Annotated in this window: 12 protein-coding genes; 6 read left to right on the forward strand and 6 right to left on the reverse strand. The window is 65.1% G+C overall.

The window, feature by feature from the left end; all coding sequences use genetic code 11:
• The first annotated feature begins 80 nt into the window (after window positions 1-80).
• The 4 genes from ACIPSJ_RS19475 to ACIPSJ_RS19490 all read left to right on the forward strand — a co-directional run bounded on the left by ACIPSJ_RS19475 (window position 81) and on the right by ACIPSJ_RS19490 (window position 7,426).
• Window positions 81-557, forward strand: a complete 477-nt coding sequence (locus ACIPSJ_RS19475; RefSeq protein ID WP_401347196.1) for a CU044_2847 family protein — start codon at window positions 81-83, stop codon at window positions 555-557.
• A complete protein-coding gene (locus ACIPSJ_RS19480; RefSeq protein ID WP_401347198.1) occupies window positions 547-2,814 on the forward strand; it encodes a trypsin-like peptidase domain-containing protein in 2,268 nt (755 codons plus the stop codon). Before ACIPSJ_RS19475 ends, ACIPSJ_RS19480 begins: the two co-directional genes overlap by 11 nt.
• Before the next feature lie 74 nt (window positions 2,815-2,888).
• Window positions 2,889-3,791, forward strand: a complete 903-nt coding sequence (locus tag ACIPSJ_RS19485) for an AAA family ATPase (RefSeq protein ID WP_401347445.1) — start codon at window positions 2,889-2,891, stop codon at window positions 3,789-3,791.
• A gap of 2 nt (window positions 3,792-3,793) precedes the next feature.
• Entirely contained in the window at window positions 3,794-7,426 is a 3,633-nt protein-coding gene (locus ACIPSJ_RS19490; protein ID WP_401347201.1) for an SAV_2336 N-terminal domain-related protein, read from the forward strand.
• Between the two features lie 394 nt (window positions 7,427-7,820).
• Here the strand turns inward: ACIPSJ_RS19490 and ACIPSJ_RS19495 are convergent, their stop codons facing one another.
• The 3 genes from ACIPSJ_RS19495 to ACIPSJ_RS19505 all read right to left on the reverse strand — a co-directional run bounded on the left by ACIPSJ_RS19495 (window position 7,821) and on the right by ACIPSJ_RS19505 (window position 10,542).
• A complete protein-coding gene (locus ACIPSJ_RS19495) occupies window positions 7,821-8,501 on the reverse strand; it encodes a hypothetical protein (protein ID WP_401347203.1) in 681 nt (226 codons plus the stop codon).
• Window positions 8,498-9,058 carry a hypothetical protein gene (locus ACIPSJ_RS19500; protein WP_401347206.1) on the reverse strand — a complete coding sequence of 187 codons (561 nt, stop codon included), beginning with the start codon at window positions 9,056-9,058 and terminating at the stop codon, window positions 8,498-8,500. Before ACIPSJ_RS19500 ends, ACIPSJ_RS19495 begins: the two co-directional genes overlap by 4 nt.
• A gap of 83 nt (window positions 9,059-9,141) precedes the next feature.
• Entirely contained in the window at window positions 9,142-10,542 is a 1,401-nt protein-coding gene (locus ACIPSJ_RS19505; protein WP_401347207.1) for a DNA-binding protein, read from the reverse strand.
• Window positions 10,543-11,087: 545 nt separating this feature from the next.
• On the opposite strand from ACIPSJ_RS19505, the gene ACIPSJ_RS19510 reads away from it, so the two are divergent.
• Both ACIPSJ_RS19510 and ACIPSJ_RS19515 read left to right on the forward strand, forming a co-directional pair.
• A complete protein-coding gene (locus ACIPSJ_RS19510) occupies window positions 11,088-11,591 on the forward strand; it encodes a very short patch repair endonuclease (protein WP_401347209.1) in 504 nt (167 codons plus the stop codon).
• A gap of 455 nt (window positions 11,592-12,046) precedes the next feature.
• Window positions 12,047-14,269: a restriction endonuclease gene (locus ACIPSJ_RS19515; RefSeq protein WP_401347211.1), complete on the forward strand. Its 2,223-nt coding sequence runs from the start codon at window positions 12,047-12,049 to the stop codon at window positions 14,267-14,269.
• Window positions 14,270-14,597: 328 nt separating this feature from the next.
• Here the strand turns inward: ACIPSJ_RS19515 and ACIPSJ_RS19520 are convergent, their stop codons facing one another.
• From ACIPSJ_RS19520 to ACIPSJ_RS19530, 3 genes are read right to left on the reverse strand one after another with little or no spacing between them, the layout of a single operon-like run.
• Window positions 14,598-19,637 carry an FtsK/SpoIIIE domain-containing protein gene (locus ACIPSJ_RS19520; RefSeq protein ID WP_401347214.1) on the reverse strand — a complete coding sequence of 1,680 codons (5,040 nt, stop codon included), beginning with the start codon at window positions 19,635-19,637 and terminating at the stop codon, window positions 14,598-14,600.
• Window positions 19,634-21,085, reverse strand: a complete 1,452-nt coding sequence (locus tag ACIPSJ_RS19525; protein ID WP_401347216.1) for a hypothetical protein — start codon at window positions 21,083-21,085, stop codon at window positions 19,634-19,636. Before ACIPSJ_RS19525 ends, ACIPSJ_RS19520 begins: the two co-directional genes overlap by 4 nt.
• Complete coding sequence (locus ACIPSJ_RS19530; protein ID WP_401347219.1) at window positions 21,085-22,917, reverse strand: hypothetical protein; 1,833 nt, start codon at window positions 22,915-22,917, stop codon at window positions 21,085-21,087. The genes ACIPSJ_RS19525 and ACIPSJ_RS19530 overlap by 1 nt, the downstream gene beginning before the upstream one ends.
• Window positions 22,918-23,103: the final 186 nt, after the last annotated feature.

The following is a 23,103-nucleotide window of genomic DNA, read 5'->3' on the forward strand; positions in this document are numbered from 1 at the left end:
ACGCACGGGCCCGGGTCCCGGAGACGGCTAGATCTCGCAATTCATGCGCTGAACGGGCGCAGTTGAGGCACACTGACAAGGTGGCAGATTTCGTCGAATTCACATTCGATGACGGGACGGCTCTGGCTCTGCAGGTCTTCGACGCCCTCCCGTATGCGCACGCAGGCCCACGAGAGAAGGCCGACGGCCAGGAGAGCGTGCCCGGGTTTGGCAGGTCCCGTCCGGTGGCCAGGGGCGCCCGGGTTGTGGCGGCCACGGAAGGAGCCCTGAACGCGCTGTTGGCTCCTCTCGTCCCCCTGCTGCAGCGCGTTCACGACACTGTCGCTGCAGTGCCGGACGCGCCCGACGAGCTGTCCGTGGGTTTCGGGGTGCGCGTCGGCGCGGATCTCAAACTCAGTGTCGTCGGCGCCACCGCCGAGGCCACCATGACGATCACCGCGAACTGGCGTCTGCCAAGACCTGCCACGCCCGCACCGTCCGGCGCATCGGCACCCGTCACCGGCACCGCTTCCCCGTCCGCATCCCCCGGATCCGCCTCCGGCGCTCATGCGGGTTAAGGGCCGCCGCTGGCTGCGCACGGGGGACGCGGCCGCTGCCGGGGCACGCCGGTCCCTCGTCTGTGTGCTCGACGCCGCTCGAAGCGAGATCGTCGGCAGCGGTGTCTATCTGGGCGAAGGCCGGGTCCTGACCTGTGCCCACGTGGTGAACGACGCGCTGGGCCGGGACATGTTCGCCCAGGACGAGCCGACGGATGACGCCGTGGGCCTGTCATTCCCGCACTCCGAGTCCGGTGCGGCCATCACCGCACGGACCATCGCCTGGATCCCGGCTCGCCGCGCCGAACCGGGCGGTGCCTCCCAGCCCGCACGGACGGGGGACTTCGTCTGGTACGGCGACCTCGCGCTCCTCGAACTGACCGCCGGGGTCCCGGCGCGGGTGCGGCCCATGAACTGGGCCTGGATGGCCAAGGATCAGGAGGTGCGTGCCTGGCACGGGAGCGGCCAGCCGTTCAGCTACGCCGACGGCTCGGTCCAGTCCTGCGAGGAGTTGGTCGGCTTCGTCGACTCGACGTTGCGGGGCGCGGCCATCAACCCCGGCTACAGTGGCGGCCCTCTGTGGTGCGAGGACCAGGGAGCGGCGGTGGGCATCGTCCTGGGCGTCATGGAGCCGCCCCCGGGGCCCTTCCACTCCCATCAGGTGACCCGCCGGACCATCGTCCTTCCCTGGCAGACCGTCCAGGCCGAGCTCGGTGCCACCGACGGGCAGCACACGACGGCCTCGCGCGGCGCGTCCCCTGCCGGTCTGGACGGCCGACCGGACACCGATCGGTTGCTCCGTGCGGTGGACCCCGCCACCCGGCACAGCTGCACCGCACTGGTGGCTGATCTGCTCGCCGATCCCGGCAGACGCACCGAACACGGATTGCGGCTGGCCCAGGAACTTGGCCTCGATGTCACACCGGACGTGCCTACCGTTGACGACATCGTCGAGATCCTCCTCACCCGGCACCGGGCGATCGCCACCTTCGTGGAAGGGGTGACGGCACCCGACCGCGCTACGGCGCGCAAGCTCCTCGCCCTCGGCCGGGCCGCCACCGTCCCGGGGCTTCTGTCCGTCCGCGAGCACAGGTGGTTGCTGGACCTGATGTCCAAGGACGTCCGGGACCGTTTCCCGGAGGCAGCCCGCGAGGCGCTCCCCCACTCGACTCTCTTCGACGACCTGCCCGCACTCGGCCACGCACCCGCGGGGAGCGACGACGACAGGACAACCGTCCGGCTGATCGCGGCGCTCGAGGAGTTCTGGGGCGACAGCGCGCCCGTACCTGACGGGTCGCCGCGCGTGCCGGCCCTGCTGCGTGCGGTGGAGTATCTGGCCGCCGCCTCTGTGCCGGACCGGATGCAGCGCCTCTGGGAGTGGTCCGAACAGGTCGCCCGTCGCCTGGGAGTGGCCGGTGAGGCACTGGGCGAGCGCCGTGACGACGCGGCCGGCTGGGCACATCGGCGGCGCAAGCGCACGGGGCTGCCCAGCCCGCGGCTGACGGTACGACTCACCCCCTGCTCGGCGAACACCTACCGCTGCGAAGCCTGGTACGACCCCGGGACCGGTGGCGCCGACGAACGACAGGTAGTGGTCGAGGACGAGCCGCGCGCCCCGGCGGACCTGGTGCGTCTGCTCCACCGCATCCTCGTCCGTGAGACCAGCTCGATCGAGCCTTCCCCCGTGGTTCCGCTCCTCGAAGTCCTGCTGGACCCGGAACACTTGGACGTGCCGGTCGACCAGTGGGGCAACGAGGCCTCACCTGACGAACTCCCGGTCGTCCTGGGCGCGGAGTACGCCGTGGTCGTGCGCTGCCCCGATGCCCGTCGCCGGGCACCGGAGTCCCTGCGGCACTGGCGGGCGCGCTGGGCGGAACTCGACAACGGCGGAGTGCTGCGCCTGGACCAGAGGCACACCAAGCAGTTGCAGGTGTACGGGCTGCTGAAGGAGGACTTGGCGGTAGCACGCGTCATCATCGACTGTGCGCCGCAGCACCGGGCCGCACTGCGGGCGGTCTGCCTGGCCCTGGGCGTTCCGGTGATCGTCTGGGACCGGCAGGAGTCTGCAGGTACCCGCGGCGACCAGCTGACCGGGCTCCTGCTGAACGGACCGGCACGAGGTCTGCCCCACAGAGTGCGCCGGCACAGGGCGCGGGCGCTCGCCGAGAGCGACGGGAATGAGACCGCCCCGCTCACGCCCGCCCTGATGTGGGACGACGCCTCACGCCCGCCCCCGCGTCCGCTGTGGACCGATCCGACCGGCGAGGAGCCCCTGTGACAGGCACGCGACACAGCACCGAGAGCGATGGCTGGCGCCTCTTCAGAGGTGACGGACAGGTGTGCCGGGTTCGGATGCCCGAGGCCCCTCCGTGGCGGCGGTTCGGCAAGCCAGACGCGCAGAGGGACGCGGCGCCGAGCGATCCGTATCGGCCTTACCTCATCGACCAGCCGCAGATCGATGTGGTCAACGCCGCCCTGTATCTGCGGCGCCCGCTTCTGGTGACGGGACATCCCGGGACCGGTAAGTCGTCCCTCGCGTACGCCATCGCCCACGAGATGGACCTGGGCAGAGTGCTGCGCTGGCCGGTGAACAGCCGTTCCACGCTGGCGGAGGCGCTGTACCAGTACGACGCCGTGGGCCGGCTGCGGGAAACTACCCTGAGCCACGATCGGGGCGACCAGCCGCCGGACATCGGCCGGTTCATCCGGCTCGGCCCGCTCGGCACCGCACTTCTGCCCGGCGACTGGCCCCGCGTGCTTCTCGTCGACGAGCTTGACAAGGGGGACGTCGATCTCCCCAACGACCTGCTGACCGTCTTCGAGGAAGGCGAGTTCGAGATCCCGGAGCTGTCCCGGCTGCCCGCCGGTCATGACGAGGCCCTGGTGCACACCTCCCGTAGTACGGAACCGCAGCCAGTGGCCGGGGGTTTCGTGCGCTGCCGTGAGTTTCCTGTCGTGGTCATCACCAGCAACGGCGAAAGGGAATTCCCACCCGCTTTCCTGCGCCGCTGCCTGCGCCTGCACCTGACCGATCCCGACGAGCGCCGACTGCGCGCCATCGTCGCCGCCCACTTGGGTCAGGACTCCGTGCCCCAGGTGGACGATCTGATCCAGACGTTCCTCGCCCGCCGGGCTCCGGGCGAACTGGCCACCGATCAGTTGCTCAACGCGGCACACCTGCGTCTGGGCGGAGTCGATCTCGACGCCGAGGGACTGCTCGAAGCGGTGCTCCACCAACTGGGAGGTGCTGTCTAGGCATGCCCGAGCGGCTCCTCGGCGTCCTACGACTCTTCGGCGAGCAGCTGTCCGTCGAGGAGCTGGCCGACGTGCTGTGGCTGGCACCGCGTCTGCCTCAGGGGGAGCACGCTCCGCTCGCGGTACGCCTGGCCCAGGACGTCCGGCATCCGGCTCCCTCGGACGACGACACGGTCGGCGCGCCGCCCGCAGTCGTACCCGCCCCGCAGACCCTGCCGACCGCGCCGGAGGACGCGACGCCGGTGGAGCTGCATTCGGCGCCCGAGCCAGCCGACACCGCTGACGCACAGGATCACGACGGCGGCTCCGAACCGGACAGCGGCACTGACGACGAGGCGGAGGCGGACGGCCCCGCCCCCCAGTCCCCGTCTGCACAGGAGCAGCCCAGGGCCCTGTCGATCCGTATCGCGCAGCCGCGCTCGCTGTCCGGCTCACTGTCGGTGGCGAGGGCACTGCGTCCGCTCAAACGCCACCGGCCCGACCACCGCCGACGCGAGATCGACGAGGCCGCCACCGCGGCCAGGGTCGCGCACACCGGCGTACTCGATGTCGTTACACATCCCGCCCGCGAGCGCTGGCTGGACCTGTCGCTCATCGTCGACGACAGTGGATCGATGCTGCTGTGGCAGCAGCTCTGCACCGAACTGCACCTGCTCTTCGAGCGGTTGGGGGCTTTCCGGCAAATTCGGGTCTGGGGGCTGAGGCTGCAGGAGGGCCGCATGCCCATGCTGTCCTCCCAACCCTTCGGGGCGTCACTCAGCCTGCTGCCTCCCGCGGTGGCCGACGACCCGTCGGGGCGCACGATGACCCTGGTCATTTCGGACGGCGCCAACCGTGGCTGGCGCACGGGGGCGATGGCGGCACTGCTCACCCGCTGGGCCTCCTGCGGGCCCACTGCCGTCATCCACGCCCTGCCGCCGCGGATGTGGCCGGGGTCGGCGCTGTCGGCGCGCAGATGGGCGGTGCGGGTTCCGTACCCGGGCGCGGCCAACAGGGAGTGGCGGGTCAGGGACACACTCCTGCCGACCGAGCTCAGCCCGTTCACCGGTATCGCCGTTCCCGTCCTGGAGCCAGGACCGCGCGAACTGGGCACCTGGGCACGGGCTGTCGTGGCCGGCGGCACGAGCACCGTGCTCTCCTTGTGGGACCCGCACACCATCCGGCCGGACACCGGGCACTCCACGGTGTCGAGCGCCGAGGCGGTACGGCACTTCCGTCGGACCGCCTCTCCCGAGGCGTACCGGCTCGCGGCGCACCTGGCAGCGATCGCACCCCTCACCGTGCCAGTGATGCGTCTGGTCGCAGAGGCCGTGCCCTGGAGTGCCACGACGACGCATCTGTCCGAGGTCTTCCTCAGCGGGTTGATGCGGTTGGCCGAGAACACGCCCGCGCGATCGGTCGCGGCACAGGGCACCCTGAGCTTCCGGCACAGCCAACGGGTCTTCTCGTTCACCGACGAGGCGGGCGACATACTCCAGGAGGCGGTACCGACGGCGGAGATCGTCGAGACGGCCCGCCAAGTCTCCACGCTGATCGGCGAACTCATCGGAGAAGCACCGGATTTCGCGGCCTGGCTGCACCGGCCCGACGGCACGGATCTGCTGCCGCAGCACGCCCAGAACTTCGCCTGGTTGGGGTCCGCCCTGCTCCGGCGCCTCGGCCTGACGGGCGCGGCGGTGCCGGACTGGGACCGGCCGCCCCCGGTTCCGGAGGAGGAACCTCAGAGTCCCCGAGATCCCCTTCACCTGCATGTGCCGTTCGTGGGGTACTCGGCCGTCGTCCAGTCGCCCTTCCCCTGGCGGCGGCTCTCCGCAGAGGACCCTGAGCGGATCGGCGGCTACGACCTGCTTGGCTGGGCGCCGCACTCGGGCTCCACCAACGTCTACCTCGGCCGGAACCCCGAGGGAGTGGAGGCGGCGGTGCGCCGCCCGGCGTACGACGCCCCCAACGCGCACGGGTCCTTGCTCCTGGAGGTGGTCGCGCTCAGCAGGTTCGATCATCCGTGCCTGCCCACGCTGTTCGACCACGAGGCGGACGCCCCCCGCCCCTGGACTGCCGTCTCGCCCGCGACCGCCAGTCGTGGTGGCAGAGCTCCGCATCTGGCGGAAGTGGTCGCTGCCACCGGACCGTTGGGCACCGACACCACGCTGGCCCTCGCCCGTCGTCTCGCCTCCGCGCTGGCGCACAGCCACGGCATAGGCGTCGTCCACGGCCGTCTGGCACCCCATCACATCCTGCTGACCCGGGACGAGCCCGTCATCGTCGGCTGGCACCGGGCGACCGTCGACGGTCGGCCTCCGCAACCGGGTCAGGTCCCGGCGCGCCCCGAGGACGACGTGAGAGCCCTGGCGGAGATCCTTGCACAGGCGGCGCTCGGCACCGACAGGCCCGCGCGCTCTTATCGTCGTTCCTCCGGCTCCCTCGGCCCTCTTGACGAGGCACGCTGGTCAGCCCCCTCGCCGTCCTCCTCCGTCGATCCGGCGCTCCACACCCTGATCGGCCGTTGCCTGCACGCTCCGGACGGCACGCCCGCCACGGCCACGGACGTCCTCGCCCTGCTGCGGGACCGGCTGCCGCCCCTGGACAGGAGCACCACCTTGCGGGCCTTCCTCCCTACCCTGGTGGCGGAGCTGATCGGTGATGCGAAGTTGCTGCGCACCCCGCCGCGGCAAACAGGCAGACGTGAGGGCCCACAAGTGCCCATCACACCGGAGGAGTCCGTCGCACAGAACACCATGTCACCGGTCGGCACCACCTCACCCAAGTGGCAGATTCTGCCGGGGTCGGCCCAGGCACCGGGCCGGCTGAAACGCTTCGTGCGCCGCTCTCCGCCACCGTTGCTCGAGCCTCAGCATGGCCCACCGGCCCCGTGCGTCGTGGTGATCGGCGCTCAGCCCGGCTCTGGCCGCAGCACTGTCGCAGTGCAGCTGGCCTCCGTGCTCACCGCCCGGGCAGGCTCGTTCCGCGGCGAGCGGAAGCGCGTCCTGATGTTGCCGTTGGACCGGGAGCTGGGCGTCTTCGGCTACCGCCTGCTCGCCGCAGCGGACGCCTCGGCCGTCGCCGCCAGGCTTCCCGATGGCCGCGGACACATGCCGTCCCACGCGCGCGGGTGGGGCACACGCACCGACTCCCGAGGGACGCATTTCCTGTACGGGCAGGTACCCGTCGACACCCCTACCCGCCTGGACACATCGGCCGTCCGACGCGGCGTCGACTGGCTGAGGTCCTTCGGTACGCTGGTCGTCGACGCGAGCGGCACCTTCCTGCCCCCGCAGGACAGCCTGCGCACCCTGCTCGGGCGGGTCGACCACCTGGTTGTCACGTCGACCACCCGGCAGCAGCACTTGGACGCGGTCCTGAGGCAGATCGAATGGCTGGCCGAGCACGACTACGAGGAGCTGGTACGGACGGCGACCCTGGTGGTCTCGGATGTAGAGGGATCGTCCGGGCACCAGGACGGCTCGGCAGGAGTCGGCGGACTGAACAGCGTCGTGGGAAGCGTGTGCTCGGTTCCTCATGACACCGCTATGCACCGGCTTGGTCTCGTCGACCGTTCCGTTCTCGCCTCGGCGACCCAGCGCGCTTTCGACATGCTCGGCCTGGCTGTCGGCTCCGCGCTGGCCTCTGCTGACTGAGCAGGTCAGTTGTCCGGCGGAGGTCGGACAACTCTCGCCCTGGAACACGCCACCTGGGCCCAGCTCGCAAAATGGCCCGCAAAACCACTCAGAGGCCCGACCCGCAATGCGGATCAGGCCCCTGATCTGGTACTTCAGCGTCGGGGTGGCGGGATTTGAACCCACGACCTCTTCGTCCCGAACGAGGTTCGGTTGGTGATCTTGCCAGTACAGATGGCGTCTTACCTGTTCAGAGCGTCGGGCTGTCGTGGTCTCGGGCGGCCTCGAAGGGCTTCGGGGAGCGGGTTGGCTTCCAGATGGCTCCCAAGGGGACCGCAGCCAACGGCCGCTGGGGCCGCCCCGCCCGCCACATCGGCACCGCTGAATCCGTGTGCGCGACGCTCGTGCGACGGGCTCAGATCACCGTTGAGGGAGCGTGCTTGCTCAGGTAGCTCTTGAAGGTCTTCCTGATCTCAGCCTGGAGATAGCCTGCCTGCGGTGAGTTGGGTACTACGTCCGGCTCAAAGCCCCTCTTTCGGGCATCGAGGTACCGCACGATGCTCGACGATCTGGTGTTGGCGACGAAGAGTTCGTTCTGGGTGCGGATGTCGGCGCGCAGTCCCTCGAAGTTCCGTGCGAGGCCGATGCCGAGGTTGGAGACGTAGTACTTGCACTCGACGATAAGGACGCTCTGACTGCCTCGTGGTGCGATGCCCTGCGCTCGGCTCAGGGCGGCTTCCTCGGCCGGCAGCACCAACACGTCGCACTCATGCAGGACGCCCGACGAGCCGGTCACGTAGACGCCGAGGTGGACTTCAAGGGCAGGAGCACCGTCGAACTCGATCACGGCGTGGGTGAAGGGCTGGCTGTCGCTGTACAGGTGACCGGGCCCCGTCCGGAAGACAAGGTTGCTGGCTTTCGCCCCGTAGACGTCTTCGTAGGTGACAGTGGCGCCATGCCGACTCGCGGTGGCGACGATCAGGGAGAAGATGAAGCCCTCGTAGACGTCGGACGGCTTCGAAGCGGAGTCGTACGACACCGCCCCCGCGGCCAGAAGGCTCTTGATCTCGTTGACTAGGTCATCGACAGTGCTCAACTGACTACCTCCCTCGTCACTTCGGTCAGCAGCTCACTGACGCGTGCACGTCGCTCAGTCGGTACCCGATCTCCCCGGAACTCAGTTCGACTACGGCGCGATCGAGCGCTTTCGTCCGGCTCGAACACGACCCCCTCGGCCATGCTCCGGCTGCCGGTGTCGCCTTCGGGCTCAGACCGGAGCGTCTTCAGCACCTCTAGTTCCATTTCAGGCAGGTCGACGAGCACGCGCTTTACCGCGTCAAGGAGGAGCTGCACACGTTCTTCCTCTGTCATGGCTCGCGTGGCGATGACCAGGGTCCCTCCCTTGCGTGAAGACTCGTACTCTCCGAGGCCAAGCATGCTGCGGTCCACGACTTCGTATCGAGCCGCTGCTGCCGCCGGACTCGTGGCAGGGAGGTCATCGCCGCGGCGTTGCTGGCGTCGGCGGAGGATCTTCTCCTCAGGTACTCCTGCGGCGATTGCCGCGTCGACATCGTCGAGCACCCAATTTAGGGCGGTGTCTTGCAGCGCTTCGCGGAGCTGCCCTTCCACACGGCGTAGTTCGAACTGGTTCATGTCCCCCTCGCATCAGTAGCGTTCGTCTGACGTAGCCAGTCGGTTCACGGTTCTTCCCCGGGCTGTGTTCGAAGGAACCGCAGTTAGCCGTCGACCAGATTCCGGAGTGCCTCCAGCGACAGGCGGGCTTCCCGAACGGCAGCTCCACCGGAGAATCGGACACCCTCGCCTGCCAGGACATCCGCGGGTACGTCCGTGCGGGTCGGATCGGTCCACCGAAAGCCTGCACTGATGCGACCGGACGTAGTGAGGACCCGCCAGGCGTTGGGGCACTGGCCGCAGGTGGCCAGGTGGGTGCCGACGGGAACGGCGTGGCTGCCGATGACGGACGCCACGTCGCCGTAGGTCGTCCACCGCCCGGACGGAATGGCCCCCAGCAAGGTGTGGAGGCTCGTCCAGTCCTTGCGGGCGCCACTGAGCTGCTTGGCAGGGTCCGCGAGGCTGGACCCTGCCAACGCCGCCCATTCATCGGCATCGACCGTGTTCGGGACATCGCTGGTGTCGACGTCCCACCAGGTCGTTCCCTGTATCCCGTCAGGCGACCGGCCGGTCACGCTCTTGAAGATGTGGTTGGCGAGTCCGGTCGGCGTGTACAGCATGCCGTCGGCACCCCAGGTAAGAGGTTTGGCGGTGTTGTTGTTCCAGAGGGCTGTAGCGCGCCCGTCCCCATCGCCCACCCAGGCAAGGATGGCCTCGCGGATGGATTGTGGAGCGCCGTGCCTCGGCGTCAATCGCAGTCTGGTCCCATCCGGCAACAGGCCGGCGGCGACGAGGACGTGGGCGGCGTTACGGGCCCTTGAGCGCTCCTCCAGTTTCTTGGCGGCGGCCTTGGCTTCGATCCGGGCCGGAGCGAGGGTGAACTCCTCCACTTCCGGTGTCGGATAGACCTTGGTGAATCCGACGACGAGGTGGCCCTCCACCTTCCACAGACCCACCTGGACGAGGTCGATGTCGAGGTTCATCTCCGACAGCCATACGACGGTGTGGGTTACTTGCTTGGGGAAGTCGGCAGCGATGATCACCTGCCGGGGGCGCTGGAGCAGCTCCGGACTCCAGTCTCCGTCCACATGGTCGAGGAGGCGCTGTCTGCAGGCGTCCATTTCGACGGCTTGGCCCCTGCCCGTCAGGAAGTCGCGGTGCGCCTGCGCCAAGGTGTCGAGGTCGAACCGGGACACGAGGGCGGCGTAGGTGATCGCCTGGAGGTGTACATCCCGGTCGGCCGTCCCCCGCTTCAGCTCGACCACCACGAGGCGCCCGGTGGCGTCCAGCCCAAGGACGTCCAGTCGGTCCCGTGCCGGCACCCCGTCCATATCGGCCCACCGGTCAAACTCTGCCGTGATCACGAGTACCGACTCACCCAGGACCTGCGGATTGTCGATCACCCACTCCTGCAGGTGCTGCCGTTCGAGGAGCCCCTCCGCGGCTAGCCCGGTCGGCGAGATCGGTGTTGCCGACCGCCCTGCAACGGCGAAGAGATGATCCACTGCTTCCCCCCTACGCCCCGGCAGCGTCACGCCGGGCACCCAAGCCTACGTGCAGGCCGGCCCCTTGGGCGGTCGGTTTCTCAGGATTCCAAGCGGCTCCAAGGGCCCCAGTAAGCCCCTCACTGAAATGGATTTGCCCTCTTCCTGACGCTTCTCTGCCAGCCTGTCAGCGTGGCTGAACTTGAAGCCATGACCTCTTCGTCCCGAATGGGGTTCGGTTAATGATCTTTCCTGCCTGGGATTGTGTTTATGCAGGTCAGGTAGGTGGGCCCGGGTGGCGTGGAGAGGTCTTCGGGAGCGGGTCGTCTCCCAGATGGCTCCCAGCGGGAATCGGCTTCGCCGACGTCATCAGCATGGACTACTCCAATGCCGGATCGGCGAAGCGCTTGGGTTGCCCGTGCCGGGCTCAGGCGAGTCGGTGAGTGCGAGACTTGCGGCTGCCCGTCCCCACCACGGAAAGCGCCGAGAATAGAGCTGAACGGACAGGAACGGGTCCTCGCCAGACCGGACGACCCGGAGGAGGCTGTCCCTAAGCTGCCGGAGATATGAGCGAGCAAAGACAACCAGAAGCACCGGCCGAGCAGTGGACACCGCCGGAGGGGTCGTGGGCGTCGTCGGCCGCGAACCGACGGAGCATGCTCGGCAACCGGAATCGCGATACTGCACCCGAGCTGCTCCTCCGCTCGCTTGTCCACGCCGCCGGACTGCGCTATCGGGTGGCTGCAAAGCCGCTCCCGAAGATGCGCCGCTCGGCCGACATGGTCTTCCGCCCTGTGAAGGTGGCCGTCTTCCTCGATGGCTGCTTCTGGCACGGCTGCCCGGAGCACTTCGTGATGCCCAGGACGAACCGGCCGTACTGGGAGGACAAGATCGGCCGGAACATTCAGCGAGACCGGGACACGGACAACCGCCTCGCGGAGGCCGGCTGGCTGGTGCTCCGCTTCTGGGAGCACCTCAAACCAGAGGCGTGTGCCGCCACTGTCATTGAGGCAGTGGCCGCTCGGCGGCAGGAAGCCGAAGCCTTGAAGCATCCGAGGAAGACTTCCTGACCGCTGCGTCGCTGACGGCAGCGGTCAGCTGATCTTCGCCTGGTTCAGCGAGAAGAGCTCAGGCATGGGTCTACCAGAGTCGCATATCCAATTGGGTGACCTGATGCTTAGCCCGCTAGCGACTTTCGGTAGTGGTCGTCAGCGGTCGCCATTGAGCGGTCTCAAACGGCCTGACCTGGTCGTTATGGGTGTGCCGGGGGAACCCACTATGAACGAAAGCGCCCAGGGGCAGGGTTCGTGCGGCATGGCTGTGACCTCCGCGAAGGCCATGGCGTCTGGCACGCCAACTATCTGTATGAAGACGCTGGTGGGTCGGCGACCGATGGCCCGTCTGGTGCTCTGACCACCGGCAGACAGGGCCTGCCGAGTTGAGTGAGCATGTTCGTCCGCTCGAAGCGGTACCGAAGGACTACGATCTTCCTTCGCGGCGTGGGACACCTTGGGGGTGGTGAGGCGTGGACCTGCTCGATCTGCAAAAGCTGTCTGACCTGGACTTCGAAGGTCTCTGCAAAGACATGCTTGAACGCCTACTTGGCGTGCGGCTTGAGATATTTTCAAGTGGCCCAGATGGCGGCATCGATCTCCGATATTTTGCCCCGAACCAGACAATCATCATCCAATGCAAGCACTGGATGAAAAGTGGACGAGCCAAACTCATTACACACCTGTTCGACAGTGAACTCCCCAAGCTGGACCGAATGAAACCAACGCCGATACGCTACATTTTGGCTACCTCGGTCGAAATGACACCAGCCGCCAAGAGGAAGATCCTTGACGGATTTCGGCCCTACATTCAAAGCACCGGGGACATCTACGGGATTGCCGAGATCACGTCCTTTCTGCAAAATAATCCCGAAGTGGTTCGCAAGAACATGAGGCTGTGGCTCAACGATGCCACGATCCTCGAAGCTATGATCTCAAGGAATGTGATCCAGCGTTCGCTACATCTCGCCGATGACATCAAAGAAACATTGCGCACGTATGTTCCGAGTGTAAATTTGCGCAAAGCAATGAGCCTCGTGGAGCAGAATCATGTGGTTTTGGTGTCAGGGCCGCCCGGCGTAGGCAAGACGACATTGGCTCAGGTGATTGCAGCACACTACGCAGATCGCGGATTCGAGGTCGTCGAAGTGTCCGAAAACGTGGAAGACGTCTACCGAGTCTGGCATGACGGTGAGTCGCAGATTTTCATCTACGATGATTTCCTCGGCCAGACTTCGCTAGATGACAAGCTGCACAAGAATGAAGATAGCAGGCTTCTATCCTTGATCCGGCGAATCCGTAAGGATTCAACTAAAAGATTCGTCTGCACAACACGCGAGTACGTTCTCCAGCAGGCGCGGCAGAGGTACGAACGTATGGATCGGGGGGATCTCGACCCCCTCACGTTCACGGTCGATCTAGACGTTCTTGGGCGGGAAGAGAGGGCTCAGATACTCTACAACCATGTCTACTGGTCGGAATGGCCGAAGTCTGCAAAGCGGGTTTTCTCTCACCCAGAGGTCTATCGCCCGATCATTAGGCATAAGAGCTTCAATCCAAGGGCTATCGCAGACCTCCTTTCCATGCCGTTCGATCCCGACCTGGGTGAACCCGGTAATCAAGTCATAGCAGCTCTTAACGACCCTATGGGATTGTGGAGGCATGTGTTTGACCACCAATTGAAGGATAGTGATAGAGACGTTCTCCACCTCCTATTTACCTTTGGTGGAAAAGCTGACGTTTCAACTCTAGGCAATACATACCTAACGTTTTCCAATCGCGGTTTGTCCCATTTTAAAGCCAGCTTGAAAATCCTGAATGGCACGCTCGTCCGCCTGTTCGGTGAGGGAGTCCACAGCTACGTGGAATTCAGCAACCCTTCCGTGAACGACTTCATGTTGATGAAATTTTCGGAAGAGAGCGACCTGGCCATGAAGGTGCTAAAGAATCCGTACTCTTTTGATCAGGTGGCGCTTCTTTGGTCCTACTGTGATGTGCCAGTGGATGTGGAGCTGCCGGCTCGGTTGAATCTCATTCCGTTTCAAGCGGACGTCGAACAAGCGGCAATGGCGACATTGGAGCGTGATGAGACGGCCACACACTCCAGGGTAGGCAGAGCTGCACTCTGCCTGGGGATCGCAGGCTCAATGCATGTCCCGAAAATTGAAGAATGGGCAGTGCGGAGGCTTAACCAACCAGGATTCGTCTACGGTGGTTCGGCTGGTGACATAACTACCCTGATTCGAATAACGCGCGGATCCGCGAACCGCAGGATCAGGCAGCTTCATGATGTGGTGAGGTTGGAGGGACTCACTTCTCTGTTCAACAGGAATCGAAGTGACTGTGGCCTATTCGTGGCAGCTGGCCATGCCATGGATCTTTCAGAATTCGTAGACGCTAGAATTCGAGAGGACCTGTGCCGACAAGCCGATGAAATGTTTGAAGGGTTGTTGGATCAATACGCCCGTGACCCGGATGATGTGGACTCGGATATGATCGATCACGGTCTTCAGTACATTCTGCGATATGGCGAGCTTTGGCAGCATAAGTGGCCGAGTGCGGCAGCCTTGTTGGAAGGTTGGATCCCGGAAGAGGCGGAGGACTTCGAAGGGAGCGATGAGGAGTCCGATGTCGATCCAGAATATATTGATGGCGAGGTCTATTTGACGATGAGTTCCCTTGATTTTCTGGAATAGTGGGTCAATTCCCTCGTTAACGAAAGGTCTGCGGAGCGGCTTTGGGCTGGACCTGCTTTGGCACGAGTGATCAGAGCCCATTACGTGAGTCCGTGAATCGGACAGGATTGTGGGCCTGCCCGTTAGCGCCCGATTTTTGGCCCTGATCTCAGCTGGGCTGTCTCACTCTTACCCTGGTCTCCGCCCCTTGTGAGCGCGGACGGGCGACCGCGCGGCCCCGGTGGCGAGGCAAGGCGGAGCGGGGCGACGGTGACCGGTCGGCGCTGCCGCGCTGTGCGCGGTACCTCCGATCTGCTATTGGACTGATCAGGCACGGAAAGGGGTCAAGTCAAACCCCGTCGTAGGCCACCTGCAGTCGTATGGTGCCCTTGGCCGTGTGCAGAAAGGCGTCGCCCTGTCCGGCCAGAGCTTCGGCCCCGGTCTCGTCCAGGATGATGCGGCTGTCGGTCGCGGTCTTGACCCGCAGGGCGAGTTGGGCGGGGAAGTTGGAGCGGATGGTCGTCGAGATCACGTCCGCGCTCGGACGCTGCGTGGCGGCGATGACGTGGATGCCCGCGGCGCGAGCCTTCTGCGTCAGGCGCTTGAGCAGCGCTTCGATTTTCTTCTTCTCTTCGGGATCACTGGTGAGGTCGGCGTACTCGTCCAGGACGATGACGATCCAGGGCTTTCGGTCTGCTTTGTCGACCTTGGCGTTGTACTCGACGAGCTTGCGCGTGCGGATCGCCTTCATGTCCTTGTAGCGCACGGCCATCTCTTCGACGGTTTCCTCAAGGATCTCGATGGCGTCGGCGGCGTCCATACCGATCACGCCATCAAGGTGAGGGTCCTCCTCGAAGTCGACAAGCTCGGTGCCCTTGGGATCGACGAGGCGGAGTCGCAGGGTGCTCTTGTCGTACCGGACCAAGCCCTTGAGGATCGTGTCCAGGGCGACGGACTTTCCTGATCCGGTGGTGCCGGCCACCAGCAAATGCGGTGAGTCCGCGGAGGACAAGTCGATGGTGACCGGGTTGCCTTCGATGTCGGCGCCCAGCGGGGCGATGAGGCTCTCGGGATCGGCCGGGCACCGCTGCCATAGCGCCTTGGCGTCGACCCCGTACTTCTCGTCGTCGATCTTGGGGATCTCGAAGAGCACGGAGCCGCGGTCGCTGCGGGTGCGAATGCTGAACCCGGAGGGCAGTGCCAGGGCCAGAAAGATCTCGTCGCGTCGGTTGGTCAGCTTGTCCACGGTGACCCCAGGACTGGGGATAAACCGGAAGATGTAGAAGCCAGGTCCTTGCTGCCACTTGCCGACTTCTGGGGCGGTGACCGCGACCTTGTGGCGGGCGAAGACGTCGACGACCTTGTCGTATCGAAGCCTCAACTCCTCCTCGGGAAGCCCACCGTGGCGGGCTTTCGGAGGAGCAGGGTCTACCTCTGCGGCAGGGTGATGCGCAACTACCGGTCTCGGCACGGTTGTCGGAACAGTCGCTCCGACAGCCGCGACAGGTACCGTTGATTCTACCGAAATGGGCAGTTGGGCGGGAATTCCTGCTGAGGGGGTCTTGACGACAGTGTCGGGGACCTTCACGGTCCCACTGAGGTCCCCAGAGATAACAAGGGGGTCGGCAGTGGTGGGGTCCTGGTTGGCGCGCAGAGCACCGATGAGGGTCAGCAGTTCGTGCTTGTTCAGCCTTACCAGGGTGTGCTTGCCGAGGCTTCCGACTGTGGGTGCCGGCTGGTCGTCCTCTGCTGAGATGGCCACAGCAACGCCGGTGACTTGGCCGAGCTGGACATCCTCGGAGCGTAGGGCGTCAAGGACCTTCGCCTCGACCTGACGGTGGTCGTCATTGCCGATCAAGGTGCGAGCTGGAAGGTCTGCGGCTGGCAGGGCGTTGCCACTGGTCTGAGCGATCGCGGCGGCAAGCTCGTCCAGCCAGAAGGGGCGGTCGTGGCGAGCCTCGCCGTCCGAGCGGAAGGCATCGTCGCACAGGTCGGTGGTGCGGTTGAGCTGTTCCTCAGCCGAACCGACGTCGAAGGTCTGGCGGAACTTGGACTCGGCGACCAGGACATCCAGGCGAACTGTGCCGTCGTCCTGGATGGTCAGCACGAACCGGCCCAGATCGGCGCGGGTTTTGTGTCCGCGGCCGAACCAGCGGTGGTGCTCGTCGAAGCTGATCCAGGTGACCAGGCTCGTGCCCTGCCGAGTTACGGGAAACTGCTGGTCGATGACAAACCGTGTGGCGACCAAGCCGACGACTTCGTTGACCGTGGTGCCAATACCGAGGGAACGCAGCACGGCGCCAGGAGCCACATTGCGGCCGACCTCGTAGATCCGCTTAGCGGTGCCTTCGGAGTCCTGCGGGGTGACGACGCCGATCTGCTCCAGGCGGCGCCGTAGTCGCTGAACGACGAACTGCCGACCAGTCTGCGAGCTGACAATGAGGGTGTAGGACTCGTTCTTGCCGACACTGGGCTTGACGAGGATGACGTCAGGGCGGTTGCGCAGGGCATCGATCTGCTCACGGCCGATGAAGCTGTCGAGGGTGACGACCCAGTGAGCCACGCGGTGCAGAGTGGCGAACAAGTCCTGGTGCTGGTCGAACTGCACCTGCATCTCGAAGTAGTCGATGCCGTCGACACTCTCCCGGGAGACCGGGGAACGGCGGTCGTAGCGCACGCACAAGGTTGACCAGGACTCAAGAGTCTCGTCGGCGGTCTCGGGCAACAGTGCTCTCACGACGTTCTCGCTGGTCTGAGCCAGGTTGTGGGAGGCTGGATGCTTCCAGGGGTTGAAGGAGCCCGACAAGGACTCCTTCTTGGTGCTCTCCTTGATACTGGTCTGCGTGCCGAACAGTGCCGGAGCCAGGGCGAGGTCGATGGTGTCTACTAGCCCTGACAGGTCTGCTTCCTGATCGGGCTCCCATGCCTGCAGGATGAGTTGGACGTCGGGCAGGAAACTGTCCTCGGACATCTCCGCACCGGAGAACTGCAGGTCGAAACCTTGAATGATCTCGTGATGCGTGGCCTGGGGAGCCAGCACGACCAGATCAACCTTCAGACGAGGGTTCTTGGCCCGCATCTGCTTTGCCACTCGCATGGGCAGGACAGGGTCGCCGTTGCGGTCCAGAAGCAGTACACGTAGGCCGTCGAGCTTGTGGGGGTAGGTCGTCAGGTAGTCGGTGATGACCCGGACCATCTCGTCGATCGCGGTCTCGTCGACGCTGGAGAGCCAGTCCTTGGACTCGTTGCCGCCGTAGCGGACCGGCGCGTACTCCTCGTGCCCAGCCGATTCCCGCATCGGAATGGCGATGGTGCCGCCGGGCCCGACGAGGACTGCCGGTGTTCCATGTGGGGAGATACGGTCGATGGCGTCGAAGAAGAGGTCCTCGTTCTCCTGGTTGAGGCTCAGACCTCCCTCCTTGTTCAGGGCGGTCTCGATGCTGCCGGCGGCCTCCGCGTAGTTCTTTCCCAGCCAGCGCAGCTTCAGCGGGTGGGTGGCCAGCATCATCATGCGGTGATCGGCCAGCCCGACGACATCGGTCAGGACGACGGCCTCAAGGTCTGCGTTTGGAGCGTTGTCGGGAACCAGGGTGGTGCGAGCTTCGCGGAATATGCCTTCCCACTCGCGTACGTAATCGTTGATGTTCCCGGCGTCAAGCCCGTCGGAGAACCGCCCAAAGTGCTCCAGCTTGAGGCGCTCCAGCTGACCGGCGAAATGTGATGTGGGGACAGGCGCAGGTTCGTCGACCTGCCACTGCCGGGGGTCATTGAACTTCTCAAGGAAGGTGTCGAAGGTCAGATTGCTGGCATGGCCAGGGGAGGTTCGCCAGCCGTGGATGAGGGCCGCGAGTGCGATCTGCCCGGGGATGCCCAGGGGGTCCCAGCGAAAGCGTCTCTGGGCGGCGCCGTCCATCTCGACCAGGATGCGCAGCGGGGACCACTCGGTATTCGGATCAAAGGGCTCGTCCTCCTCCGGCAGGGGCGGCTTGGTCAGGTCCAGCAGGCCGTCCTTGACCTCCAACGTCAGGCGAAGACCGGTGGAGTCCTGGACATCACGCAGGGTGCGTGCGTACAGGAAAGCGAATAGCCAGCGGCTCCACCGCCCTGCTTCCTGGTTGCCTTCAAGCCCGACGACGACGGAGCCTTCCTCTTCGTCGGAGAAGTAGGTCAGCTCGCGCAACAGGGCACGCAATGGGTCCTGGACGAACTGAGAGTCTGGGAAGGCAAGCTTCTCGACTTTGCGGCGCGACCGCTTGGACAGCAGGTCGGCCAGTGGTTCGGCCCCACCGACGGGAGCCTCGTCAAGAAAGCGCTGTGCAGCTTCCTGGTCTCCGCGGTCTAGCGCGTCTTCGATCACCATGGCGTCGAACTCGTCGACTCGATCTGCGTCGGTCCTCTCGATCTCCTGCCGGACCTGCTGGCCTAGGCCGATCTTCTTGGACTTCTGCTCGAAGACTTCAAGCCAGAGGGTCAGGTCCTGCTCGCGGCGCAGCTGACGAGGATCCTGCGGAGTAGAACCACTGCGATTGAGGTTCAGTATGAGGCTGCGCATACGCGTTTTGGCAGTCTCGGAGTCCGTACCGACGTGGTCCAGGGACTCCTCGCTGAACTCGGTCGTGGTGATGCGGTCTAGCAGGTCGTCCTCGGTGATCTCCTTGCCGGTGGGCTGCTTGAAGGCACTGACCGAGACGTTCTTCTTGATCCGGGCGGGCAGCGCGGCGGGCTTGATGAAGAGTCCTTGGTCCGGGAAGAGGTCAAGAGCGGGCAGGGCTGCAGAGATCTCGGGGTAGATCATGTCAGGGGTGCGAACCTGAGTTGCTGCGACCTTCTGCGCGGTCTCGACCAGGAAGGCCGCCCAGCGGTGCAAGGACCGGGGCTCCTCATCGGTGATGGCACGCCAGATTTCCGGCAGAAAGGTGACCATCAGGGCGGGAACGGTGCCGATGCCACCCGCCTCCCGCCATGCTTCTGCCATGAACCTGTCGAATCCGCGCTCGCCGGAGGCGTCGTGGTAGTCGCCCAGGATCGTGGCATCGTCAAGGGCATTCATGGCCGCCAACCCCTGTGCGTCCGGAGACTGCCCCCACTCGAAGAGCAACACCGCCGTACCCTGCCCCGAATTCCGCCACTTGGTCAGCTGGTCCTGCGGATCCAGCAGGTAATCAACCGGTACGCCTTCGATTGGCTCTGAGGTGCCGACCTTGACGACAACCTGACGGTCCGGCGACTCCGACAGCTTCTGGGCCGTGCGACGGAGAGCCTCGGCCACGGTCTGCCGGTCGAACCCGCTGACTCGCAGGACGGCACGAGCTCCGCTGATCTCAGTGACCTTGCGGAGTGCTTCGTCGGCGACGAACCGACCGAGCGCTCGGATGCTGCTGTCGGTCACCGGGGCTCCCCTCGAACCATACTGGTTGCATCTGAATATTGCGTGAGCAGACCGATAGCGGCCAGCTTCTCCCGGAACGCCTTGCCGTTGTGGTCAAGGACCGATGGGTCGACCTCATAGGCCAACGGGCTCGCGGCCGCGACCTTGTTCTCCACTACGAGCCCGTACTTCTCGTACAGCAGCGCGCAGAACTGGTCGAACTCCATCTCCGTGCCCTGCGGGACGGTGGCAGATACCAAGCCCTCAAGCATCGGGGGCTTCATGGTGAAGTGCCGGCGCCCGACCGTCGCGTTCAGGGCTCCCACAGCAGCGAGGGTCTCGCTGAAGAACGCTCGGGGCGAGGCGACCGCGTTGCCGGCCTCCTTGGTGAATCTTTCGTAGCGGCGCTTCCTGGCCTCGTCGTCCTCGGCTTCGATTTCGTCGATCATTTCCCGAGCCTGGACGTTGATCGCGTTGACGATGTCATTGCGGAAGCCGGTGAGGTTCTTCTGCGACTCTCTGCGCAGCGGGGTTGCCTCGTTGCCGAAGTCCAACAGGATCGACTCGCGGTCGGTAGCCCCGAGCTTCCGGCGTGCGAGTTGCAACTGGTGGCGTGCCAAGCAGTAGGGGACCCAGTGCATGAGGCTCTCGGTGCGCTTGGCCCTGGGGACTGTCGAAGTCCGAGCGACGATGTTGCGAGCCCCTTCCCTCAGCAGATCAGGCCACGGGCTGAGATCCTCGCGCAGCTTGATTCCTGCGTCTGAGTCTTCCACAGGCACTTCGTCGTAGTCGAAGTCGTGCGCGCTAAGGGCCTTGGCAAGGTTGCCCAGCGGGGTGCCGCTGTCCTGCACGAGGTCGTGCAGGCCCTGTCGGGTCGCTTCCTTGCGGTCAGGATCAGAGTCGCTGCGTAGGACCTTGTAGGCCCAGCTGCCACCATCGCGGAAGAGGTAGCGCTCGATGCTCGGAGCATTAATGCCAGCAGTGACCTTGTCGGCCTGCTTGCGCTTCTTTGCGCTCCTCTTGGGAGAGGCATCGCTTTGCTTGATTCGCCGGTCGACTGCGTCGTAGTGGATGAGCTCACCGACGAACGGGTAGATGTGCGCGCCGAACCAACTGGGCTGGCTACGACGCCCGGGGATCTCGACCAGTAGTGATGAGAATAGGGCGTGGAGCGTTTCCATCGTCTCGGGAGAGTCCAGCTCGACGGCCTTGCTGAGTTCCTCGTCGCCCTCGACGATGCGGGCCTTGGTCGCGATCCGCCGGGCCAGGTCGTGCGAGGTCCTTTTGTAAGCTGTGTCGGCTCCGTTGTCTAGGAGCCCTGCGAACTTCTCCGGGTCTTCCTGATGTGCCAGGTAGACGCCACGGGCGATCGCGAGCATCTCAAGCGGGACGTAGAAACCGCGGCCCTGCTGTTCGAGATTCACCCCGAAGAGACGAAGGACGACCTCTGCCTTGGAACGATCAGCCATCACGCACGCACCGACCTGATCTTGTCGCCGACGTCGATCATGAGCTTTCTCATGACGTCGCCCACCAGTACCTGGATCTCGTCGTCCCTGTTTGAGGAGTCAGCCAGCTCGGCCAAGGATCCACTCAGGCCGCGGATCTCTGCCTCGTGCTGGACTTCGCTACGCAGACCTGCGGCCCACCGTGTCAGCAACTCGAAGCGCAGAAGGTCTGCTTCCACCGAGACTGCGTCCTTGTCAGGGTCGACGGCCGGGATGCGGATGTAGATGGCCCGGTTGAGCCACTCGACGGCATTCTGCATCTCGGGGGCGACGCCCGTGCGGCCTTCCTCTTGCCACTGAGTGACCTGGTCGACGACCTCAACGCCCTTGCTGGGGACTCGCCGGGAGATCACGGCCGCGCGTGCGCGGTGGGTGAAGAAGGCGGGGTCGAGTATGAAGAAGTCAGGGTTGCTCCCGGCCCGGTGGATGCCCTGGACGGCCTCCAGGCCCTTGAGGAAGCGGTCTCTCACCCTGGTGTCTGCAGGGTCCCGGTTCTTGTCCTGGACAAGAACGAAGTCATCGCCAGCCTGCAAACCCATGCGGGCGAAACGGTCCGTGTTGTCGTCGCTGTTGAAGAAGTCAGCTCGTCGCAGGAATGTGTACAAGCCCCGCAAGTGTTCGGCCTGTTTCTGGACGTCCCGATTCGTACGGACCTTCTGCAGGTAGCTGCTGGCATCCGCGGGAGGGAAGTCGCCGGCCGTGTCCGGGTCCAGCCGGTCGTCGACCTGGCGACGGGAGACCTTGCCTGGGTCCAGCTTTCGTAGGGCGAAGAAGGCAGGGACCAGATGACGCTGTTGCTGGGTCATCCGGTCGCCGAAGAGCGCCTGGTGATACAAGTGGGGAGCCTGCCACAACCTGTTCGAGTGCGACCGCTGGTACTTGGCATGGACGTTCTCACAGGACAGCCCGCCGGTGAGCATGTAACTGGTCACCGACAGCGCCTGACGGGTCGTTACTACAGCCCCGGTGCGCTCGGCCGCGGCGAACACGTCCCGGATCGCGTCTCGGCGCTGAGGCCCGCGGGTGAGATCGCTTAGCTCGTCGCGGTTGGCCAGGATCGGGCAGACCTTCCGCGCATCACAGGTCTCGCAGGGCTTCCACCGCGACCATTGCGTCGTCGTCCACTGCTTCAGGATCCAAGGGATGAGCCCGCCGTTGGGGCTGTCTGCCGCTACGGACTGGTAGTTGAGGTTGATGACGGTGACTGTGCCATCGGGGTCGCTGACCTGCCCACGGACAATGCCTCCCGTGAGGGTCTCCACCAGAATCTTGGCGTGTCCGGTGCCGTCTTTGTTGAGGTTGTCGTCTTCGGCGACGCACTTACGTAGCTGGCCCTCGTTTGCGCAGATGACTGCGATGCCCTCGTCCGGAGGGTCAAGCAGCTCCACGAGCTTGCGAGCGCCCGCCCGCAGGCTGAGTTCGCTGAGATCTTTGAGGATGTACAGCGGGCGTCCGCTACGGGTCCGGCCGATAGGGCGGCTGGCGTCTCCGGACTCGGACAGCTCACGGAAAACTGCCTTCCGGACATCTGCTGTGTTCGTCTCAGCCTCGGTCCGCAGCTCGGCCAGAAGGCTGGCACACAGGCTCGTCTTGCCATGCCCGGCGTCCCCGGTGAGGACGATGGTCTTCGTGGTCGGTCGCTCGATAGCGTTCAGCAGGTAGTTCAGCGTCACGACGGTGAACAGTGGCTGCGTCCAGTCTGCCTGCAGCTCGTAGATCATCTCAGAGGTGTCGGCGTCGAACGGCTGGTAACGACGTATCCGTTGGACGTGTTTGTTGACCTCTAGCGGCATGCTGCTGTCCTTTGTCGACCGGGCCCGGAGCGCTACAGAATTTTAGCTGCCAGCGCTCCTGACGGTAGATCAAATTCCGCGTCAGAGCGCCCAAGTACGCCTGGTTTGCCAGCGCGTAACTGTGTCGCGGATCCTGAGTCCGTGATCGTCGTGCTTGGCTGCGACGCTCGATGCTGACTGCGATCG

Origin of the sequence: Streptomyces sp. NPDC090088 (genome assembly GCF_044747345.1) — a bacterium.
Lineage (GTDB): Bacteria > Actinomycetota > Actinomycetes > Streptomycetales > Streptomycetaceae > Streptomyces.

Coding starts and splice junctions, on each gene's coding strand:
- ACIPSJ_RS19510 (WP_401347209.1), top strand. CDS start 11,088: ATGAGCGAGCAAAGACAACCAGAAGCACCGGCCGAGCAGTGGACACCG.
- ACIPSJ_RS19525 (WP_401347216.1), bottom strand. CDS start 21,085: ATGGCTGATCGTTCCAAGGCAGAGGTCGTCCTTCGTCTCTTCGGGGTG.
- ACIPSJ_RS19500 (WP_401347206.1), bottom strand. CDS start 9,058: ATGAACCAGTTCGAACTACGCCGTGTGGAAGGGCAGCTCCGCGAAGCG.
- ACIPSJ_RS19530 (WP_401347219.1), bottom strand. CDS start 22,917: ATGCCGCTAGAGGTCAACAAACACGTCCAACGGATACGTCGTTACCAG.
- ACIPSJ_RS19480 (WP_401347198.1), top strand. CDS start 547: ATGCGGGTTAAGGGCCGCCGCTGGCTGCGCACGGGGGACGCGGCCGCT.
- ACIPSJ_RS19490 (WP_401347201.1), top strand. CDS start 3,794: ATGCCCGAGCGGCTCCTCGGCGTCCTACGACTCTTCGGCGAGCAGCTG.
- ACIPSJ_RS19485 (WP_401347445.1), top strand. CDS start 2,889: ATGCCCGAGGCCCCTCCGTGGCGGCGGTTCGGCAAGCCAGACGCGCAG.